At 44.8% G+C, this 7,496-nt stretch carries 5 protein-coding genes; 2 read left to right on the forward strand and 3 right to left on the reverse strand.

Going from position 1 to position 7,496, the window contains the following annotated elements:
- Positions 1 to 204: 204 nt before the first annotated feature.
- Both QUA25_RS28160 and QUA25_RS28165 read right to left on the reverse strand, forming a co-directional pair.
- A complete protein-coding gene (locus QUA25_RS28160) occupies positions 205 to 2,295 on the reverse strand; it encodes a CHASE domain-containing protein (RefSeq protein WP_333042950.1) in 2,091 nt (696 codons plus the stop codon).
- Positions 2,296 to 2,669: 374 nt separating this feature from the next.
- Entirely contained in the window at positions 2,670 to 4,580 is a 1,911-nt protein-coding gene (locus QUA25_RS28165; protein ID WP_333042951.1) for an ATP-binding protein, read from the reverse strand.
- A 366-nt stretch (positions 4,581 to 4,946) separates the two neighbouring features.
- Between QUA25_RS28165 and QUA25_RS28170 the strand changes: the two genes are divergently transcribed.
- Both QUA25_RS28170 and QUA25_RS28175 read left to right on the forward strand, forming a co-directional pair.
- Positions 4,947 to 5,144, forward strand: a complete 198-nt coding sequence (locus QUA25_RS28170; protein ID WP_015175364.1) for a hypothetical protein — start codon at positions 4,947 to 4,949, stop codon at positions 5,142 to 5,144.
- Positions 5,145 to 5,487: 343 nt separating this feature from the next.
- On the forward strand, positions 5,488 to 6,333 hold the full coding sequence (locus QUA25_RS28175; RefSeq protein WP_333042954.1) for a cyanophycinase: 846 nt from the start codon (positions 5,488 to 5,490) through the stop codon (positions 6,331 to 6,333).
- A gap of 161 nt (positions 6,334 to 6,494) precedes the next feature.
- Here the strand turns inward: QUA25_RS28175 and QUA25_RS28180 are convergent, their stop codons facing one another.
- On the reverse strand, positions 6,495 to 6,743 hold the full coding sequence (locus QUA25_RS28180) for a hypothetical protein (protein WP_333042956.1): 249 nt from the start codon (positions 6,741 to 6,743) through the stop codon (positions 6,495 to 6,497).
- Positions 6,744 to 7,496: the final 753 nt, after the last annotated feature.

Raw genomic sequence — 7,496 nt, forward strand, 5'->3', positions numbered from 1 at the left:
TAGCTATAACCTGCAATCTGCTCCACTTCAGCCAAACCCTTCATTATAGCATAAAATTATTTTGCAAGAGGTCTAGTTAACACTCAACCATTGAGTTTTCCCCCCCCTCCTTCTACAGTCAACAGTCAATAATCACGGACGGTGCAACCGGAATTGATATGAGATGCTCCCAGTAAGACTCAGCTAGAAGCGAGATTTCTCCCGCTAATTCCAACTGGCACCTACCGCAGGTGAAACCTTAGAAACAGACTGCTTAGACTGTTGCCGCACCGGCACCTCAATCCAGAATTCACTTCCCTCTCCCGGAGCCGATACGCACCTGAGCGAACCTTTATGTTTTTCCACTATTTGATAGCCGATCGACAATCCCAAGCCCGTACCTTTGCCTACAGGCTTCGTAGTAAAAAACGGATCGAACAAACGTTTTTTTACATTCTCCGTCATGCCCGCTCCATTGTCAGCAATTCGCACGCATACACAATTAGGATTTAAAAGTTCAGTACGAATCCGAATCCTAGGTAAAAAAGTCGCATCATAGGGATTTTTACCATTTGGTAAAATGTAACTCTTTTCTTCATGTAAAACATCAATGGCATTGCTCAAAACATTCATAAATACCTGATTTAATTGTCCCGCCCAGCACTCCACTAAGGGCAAGTTTCCGTATTCTTTGATGACTTCAATGCCCGGAAAACCAGGTTGGGGTTTCAGCTTACTATCCAAAATCATCAAGGTGCTGTCAATGCCTTGGTGAATGTCAACCGACTTCATTTCAGCTTCATCCAAGCGCGAAAAATTCCGCAGAGAAAGCACGATATTGCTGATCCGTTCAGCTCCCATGTTCATAGATTGTAGGATTTTAGGCAAGTCTTCACTGATAAACTCCAAATCAATATCTTTTAGTTTCGCTTGCACTTCGGGCGTTGGGTTGGGATATTGCTGCTGATATATTTCCACAAGTTCCAGCAAGTCTCGAGTATATGCGCCTGTATGGATCAGGTTGCCAGAGATGAAGTTGACAGGATTGTTAATTTCGTGGGCAACTCCCGCCACCAACTGCCCCAAGCTTGACATTTTTTCAGTTTGGATTAGTTTAAATTGAGCTTCCTGCAAATTTTTTAGTGCCGTTTCTAGTTCAGCGGTGCGATCTTTTAGTTGAATTGTGCGATCGTACACTTGCTGTTCTACTTTTGCAGTACGTTCTAGAGACATCAACAGGTAAATCGTCAAGCTGCCAGTCATCAATAGCCCGATCGCACCAATTGCCAGCGAACCCTGATGCGTCCTCATACTCTGGTACCCCTTCCCAGGCAAAACTAGCAGCTTCCACTGGCGGTCTGCTACGTTAAATAGGCGAGTGCAAGCACTCGGATATTGACAGATTTTTCCCCGCAAATTAGCTAACTCTGGCTTTTCGTTTTTTGGGTTATCTATCAACTGCTTATCTTGTGAGTCGTAGCGCACCAGAAAGCGTTCTTTCTCTATAGCAGAGTTATCATAGAGGTAAAAATTAATCTTGTCTAAATTTAGCGATTCTAAAGAGGAATCGACCATACTGGTGATCTGAAACAGACCCGCAATAACTCCCATTAGGTTTTGGCGTCCGTTGACCGAGTTATCTAGAGAATTTGTGCGGCGGCGTACTGGTAGAAATACTTGCAATCCCGGTTGATTGTTGCTGACTAATCTAATCCGCGCGGAAGCGCCTATTTTCCCGGTATTCACCGATTTCTCTAAAGCTGCTTTGCGTTCGGGGCTGGAGGCAACATCAAAACCGATCGCTTTGTTATCTTCTTCTAATGCTTCTCTGTAAATAATGGGAAAGTATTCCGATCGCGCTTTTGGTTTGACCTGCTTTTTGTCAGGAGTTCGTTCGTAAATTTGAAATGCCGGAAAATCTTCGGCTCGAATTGTCCGTTCGTAAGCTGCTTTTTGGGCGGCCGGCACGCGCCGAATCCAGTTAACAGAATGTATAGCAGTATTTCGGGCAAGTGCAGGTTGAGCGAATTGCTTAAAATCTTGTCGGGTAACTTCAGTAGATGCCCTGTAGAATCCTTCAAGTGAGTACAGAACTTCTAAATTTTTATTGATGCTTTGTTGCAATGCCGCATTCAGGCGATCGGCTTGCTGATGAAATTCAGCTTGCATTCGTTCGTTTTCCGAATCCCACACGACTGCTGCGGCTGCCAATGACAAACTCGTACCTGTGCAAAGAGTCAAGGCTGCTGGAATGTAACGACGATGCGACAGTAAACTTTCGGTCAGCGAATTAAACCAGTTGCTCGCAAAATTCATATTTCCACACCTTCTGCTACCGAAGTGCAATTTTTTAAAGACTTGTAAAATTCCTTGATAGCACGAAGGACAGCGCAGAAACGAGATTGTCTAAAAACTTATGATCGCAGAAATAGAACTTACCTTGAGAAACCCAATTTCTCCGAAAATATTGGTGTGGTAACTAGAAGTTGGGAAGAAACCGGGTTTTAACGAATAGTGCATCCACGACTGAGGAATTGAAACCAATTGTAACTAAGTGTAACGAAGCGAGTTCCCATCTGGGCGCTCCCAAGTTCCTGCCCTGGAAGAACTTGGGAACGAGAAAAAACCTTGATCTGGTGGGGCGGGTAATCAATACCCACCCTACAAAGCCAACTTAATTTTGGAACAGCTTACAAAACAGTCCCTATTTCCTTCAAATAAACCCGTGTAAACGGTTCATCATCCCCCAGAGTATACTGTTCGATCAATCCCTGGCGGCGAATAGAAATACTACTTCCTTCCCTCACCACAACAGTATCGTCATCAGTGCTTTCTCTGACCAACATCATCTCAGTTTCTCCCGGATTGTCCAGCACCACCATATTGCTGCCCCGATAAAACATTCCCTCAGCTTCCAAAATATCTTCGGGATATTCAGCAATTAACAAATCTAGCTTGGGATTCCGGAGCAAACTTTGCAAGTTCAGATGGTAATTCTTATTCAAAACTTTTTCAGAACGGTTAACAAAAAGTCCCCCGCGACAAACAGCACCGATTGTCCAATCGGGATGCTGCAACAGAATATGGTCGATAGTTTCTTGTAGGTCGTGTACCGAAATTCTGTTGAAAGTAATAATCGGAATCCTGGCGGATTTTCCGGAGTCAAAGAAAGTTTCGATAATATGGGAAGGCACATCAACGCCTTCGCCGACAGCGGGGTTGAGGTGCATAAAAATTCCCGGCGCGGCATTGATCTCGATAATCCCAAAATTACCTGTTTTCCAAGATTTGGCGAGAGTTTCTGTTACCACATCAATCCCCAAACAAGTTAACCGAAAATGTAGGGCGATATCTTGAGCCAAAACAATGTTATCCGGGTGAATAGTGCGGGTAGCGTCGATGCTGACACCGCCTGCGGAAAGATTAGCGACTTTGCGTAGAAACACAGTGCGATCGCGACTTAGCACACTATCCAATGACAGCCCTTGTTCTTCCAGATACATTTCCATCGCTTCGTCGGACTGAATTTTGCTCATCGCCGAAGTTGGCGTATCCAAACGTTCTGGTTTGCGGTTTTCACGGCGGATCAATTCGCGAATTGTTGAGTCGCCATCACCTGTTACCGAAGCGGGCCGGCGTTCAGTTGCAGAAACAAATTTGCCGTCAACGCACAGCAGCCTAAAATCCGATCCTTTGATGCTGTTTTCCACAATTACTCGTACCGGGTCTGTTTCGGGAATGGCCTTAACTGCTCTTTTAAAAGCCGCCTGCAATTCATCGGGCTCCCGGACATCTGCTGTTACGCCAATTCCTTTATGACCGACTACTGGTTTGATAGCAACTGGGTAGCCAATTTCTTTAGCAACTGCCAGAGCTCCGTTTTCTGTGGAGACGATATCGCCTTTGGGAACAGGAAATCCTAATGTAGCGAGAAAAGCTTTACAATCGTCTTTGCGGGTGGTAAAATCTGAGTCTAAATGGCTGTCAGAATCAAAGGTAGTTGCAGAGCCACGAACCAGTTTTTTACCGTACCCATATTGCATTAGTCCTTCATCCCACAAATAAAATGCGGGAATGCCTTTTTGGGATGCCGATCGCATTAACGAATAAACTGTCGGGCCTCCGTAAACTGACTGCCGGAACATATTTTGCAGCGCGCCCATTTGCGCTTCCAAGGGAAAGTCTTGATTTTGATTGATGGCTTCAAACCAATCCCAAACTGCGTAAACTACGGCTCGGGCGGTGCGGGCGTGAAGTGCTTCTATGCTGATTCTGTTAAAGTGAGAAAACGGCTTGATGTTCCAGTGTTGGAAGTGCAAACCCATGTCGAGTTTGGCTACTTCTGAGGCGGTACGGCCGAACAGTTGGGCATGGTTCGAGAAATTTTCGTGCAGTAGTTGCGGGTAGCGATCGCCAATAATTTTCTGGTAATGTGCGATCGGCAAAGGTTCGCTCGCGCCCGTTAACGCTAAATCAAAAACCAAAGCCGCGGTGTCTAAATAAGGGTTGGGTCCCATATAGTGTTTGAAGTTAAAAACATCGAAAATATCGGTTTTTCGAGCATTAACGCGGGCTGTTTCGGTGCTTTTTTCTTGCAGCATTTTCTAACCTCCTTTGAGCTAATTTTTTACGGTAACTTTATAGTTAGTGCATGGGATACTACCTGCGGGCATAGATATTCCAGCAGTGAGACAAATACTCCGACCAATTCTGCCTTCAGTATTGCCCGATAGGGGGAGTGGCAGAGTAGGGGAAATGGGGAGAGGGGGAGAAGGTGAGAGTGGGAAAATATTCCTTCTTCCTCCAACATCTGACTAAGCATTGATGACTAAGCATTGATAACTAAGCACTTATGACTAATGACTACTTCTTTCCCCCTGCCGAAAAAAAGCTATAACTTTTGAGAGGTACACTGGGTAGTTATAATTGTTTATGACAGTGAAAGAAAATTTAAGAGGCAGCAAATTATGAAAATCGCACAAACTGCTCTCAGGGAAAAAGTTCACCACTTAGCTGAGGAAGCATTTCACCGGAAGCTAATTTCTGGCTACGGCGATGGTCAAAACAGCAACGAATATCAGATTGTCTGGAACGGCAAACCCAGACACCTACCTTTAGAACGGGCGAGTACCATATTGAGCAATTTGATCGAGCGATCGCACTAACGGGCGATCGGACTAATTGAGGACTTACGCTCATCAACCCGATTTCTACGAGCAATCAGAGGAGGATTAGCGAAGAATCCGATCAGAAACCGGATTGATCACCGCGCGCGCGTGGGCCCCGTAGTTTAAGCTCATTTCTTGACCCCTCCTATCTCCTGTTAGGGGGGGTAAGTTTGTTTTGTCGATATCGAGGATTAGTAAACACCCACATCACCCTTGCTGTGTGCGTCCTGGAGGGGTAGAAGTCGGAGATTTTTTTGTATCTATATATACCTTTTGGCAGTTTTCGGAAAAAGGAATTTTGTGTTTTAGTGAAATTTAATAAATTAAAAGTGGAGATAATATGGCGAGCAACGAAGTTCAGGGGAAGTTGCTAATTATTGGTGGCGCCGAAGACAAAGAGGGGGACTGCAAAATTCTGCGGGAATTCTTGCGGTGCGCCGGAGGCACTAAAGCTCATATTGTTGTCATGACGGCTGCCACAAGCCTGCCGGGAGAAGTAGGAGATAATTATATCCGAGTGTTTGAGCGACTCGGCGCTGAAGATGTGCGAGTTGTTGACACCCAGAGACCCGAAGATGCCGACAATCCAGATTATTTAGAAGCGATCGAACAAGCCACTGGCATATTCTTTACCGGCGGAGATCAAGCGCGGATTATTAGCTGCTTGAAAGACACAAAACTCGACGCAGCAATGCACAAACGCTACTCTGAAGGGATTATCATTGGCGGCACCAGTGCCGGCGCAGCAATGATGCCAGACATGATGATTATTGAAGGAGACTCGGAGACAAATCCCCGCGTTGATGTGGTAGCAATGGGCCCGGGAATGGGCTTCCTTCCAGGAGTTGTCATCGACCAGCATTTCGCCCAGCGAGGTCGTCTGGGACGCTTAGTTTCGGCACTCTTGCTGCAACCTGCGGTGTTGGGATTTGGTATTGACGAAAATACAGCTATTTTAGTCAACGGTGACGAGTTGGAAGTGATTGGCGAAAGCGCTGTAACTGTCATCGACGAGTCGGAAAAACTCCACGACAATCTAGATGGACTTTTGAAGGATGAGGCTTTGGCGATTTGCGGCGCCAAGTTGCACATCCTCCCCCACGGATACCGGTTTAACTTGAGAACTCGCCAGCCGGTGCTCCATAACGTAGCAACTACAGCCCAGAGAGAAACGGCGGCCGCCTAATTTACTTGCAACTGGCAAACTTCTTAAAATTATGTAGGGTGAGCAATTTACACCTTACCCCTTCTACCAACTAGGATGGTTAAAAGCCCAGTTGCTGTCTCCAAAACTAATAAAAAGAAGAGGATTTTACCTCTTCTTTTATTGCTGCGGTTTTAGATTTTTTAAGCACTTTTCTGTTCGCCAAAAATCGACTGCTGCCCTTCTTCAGTCGATATTAAATTCCACCCTTGAACTCTCAGCCTCTGATAAGTTGCCCATCCCTTAGAACCGCCCGGTTCCCGGTAGTCGGATACAGCAAACTGCGGAAAAGCTGTATAAGGGCGCCACGCCTGACGGGCATCGGTACGCAAGTGCAATATCTTTTCTCCATTGCCTCCGAGTCTGGGCAACCAACACATTTGTTTTAGCATATTTAACACTCCAGAGTTTTACAGTAACGGTAATTTGCCAACATCCCACATTAAACTTTTAGAGCCTTAGAGCTACTGCTCGGAATATCTAACGGGTAACAGGGACGAATGAGATTTTCACCAATTACCAATTACTGAGGTAGCAGCAGTCGTTAAAGCTGATTTTGGTTCTACAAAGTTTGCCGTTCAAAAACTATAAAACAAGTGCTACCAAGACATAAGCAAAAATAATCATTGCTATTCTCGGCTCAAACTTGGCTTAAAGTCCCAGGAAAACCCAGTTGAATAAAGAATTCATGTTTCTGGTTTCCCTTGCCTTATAATTACACGCTGATCCTCGCTGTTTCCGCATAAAATGACATCTTTCTACGGTATTACCCCTGTAGGCTAAAAAATGTTTCTTTAGTTACAAATGTTAAATATTAACCACGATTTATCAATTTATCAAAAGTTAAATTACTTTTCATACAATACTTGGGACAGTTTTTGATAGCAAACCGTAGAATAAGGGTTTCAAGGCTCCAAGGCAAGTTCGCTACCAACGGAAAATCTAGGGCTTCAGACTACTAACTAAAAACAGTCTCGACTATTTTTCATAAACAGCGCTTAATAATTTTTAGTTACTTTAACTACATTTTTGATTAAAATCAGGTTTCCGGGTGCCTAGGGGCGCACCCATTACTCACAAGTTAAGCTAAAAGCACTATTGTCAATGAGTCAAATTACTCATCTTTTACCTGTTGACCCAATTAA

Source organism: Microcoleus sp. Pol17C6 (assembly GCF_036701145.1).
Taxonomy (GTDB): Bacteria; Cyanobacteriota; Cyanobacteriia; order Cyanobacteriales; family Microcoleaceae; genus Microcoleus.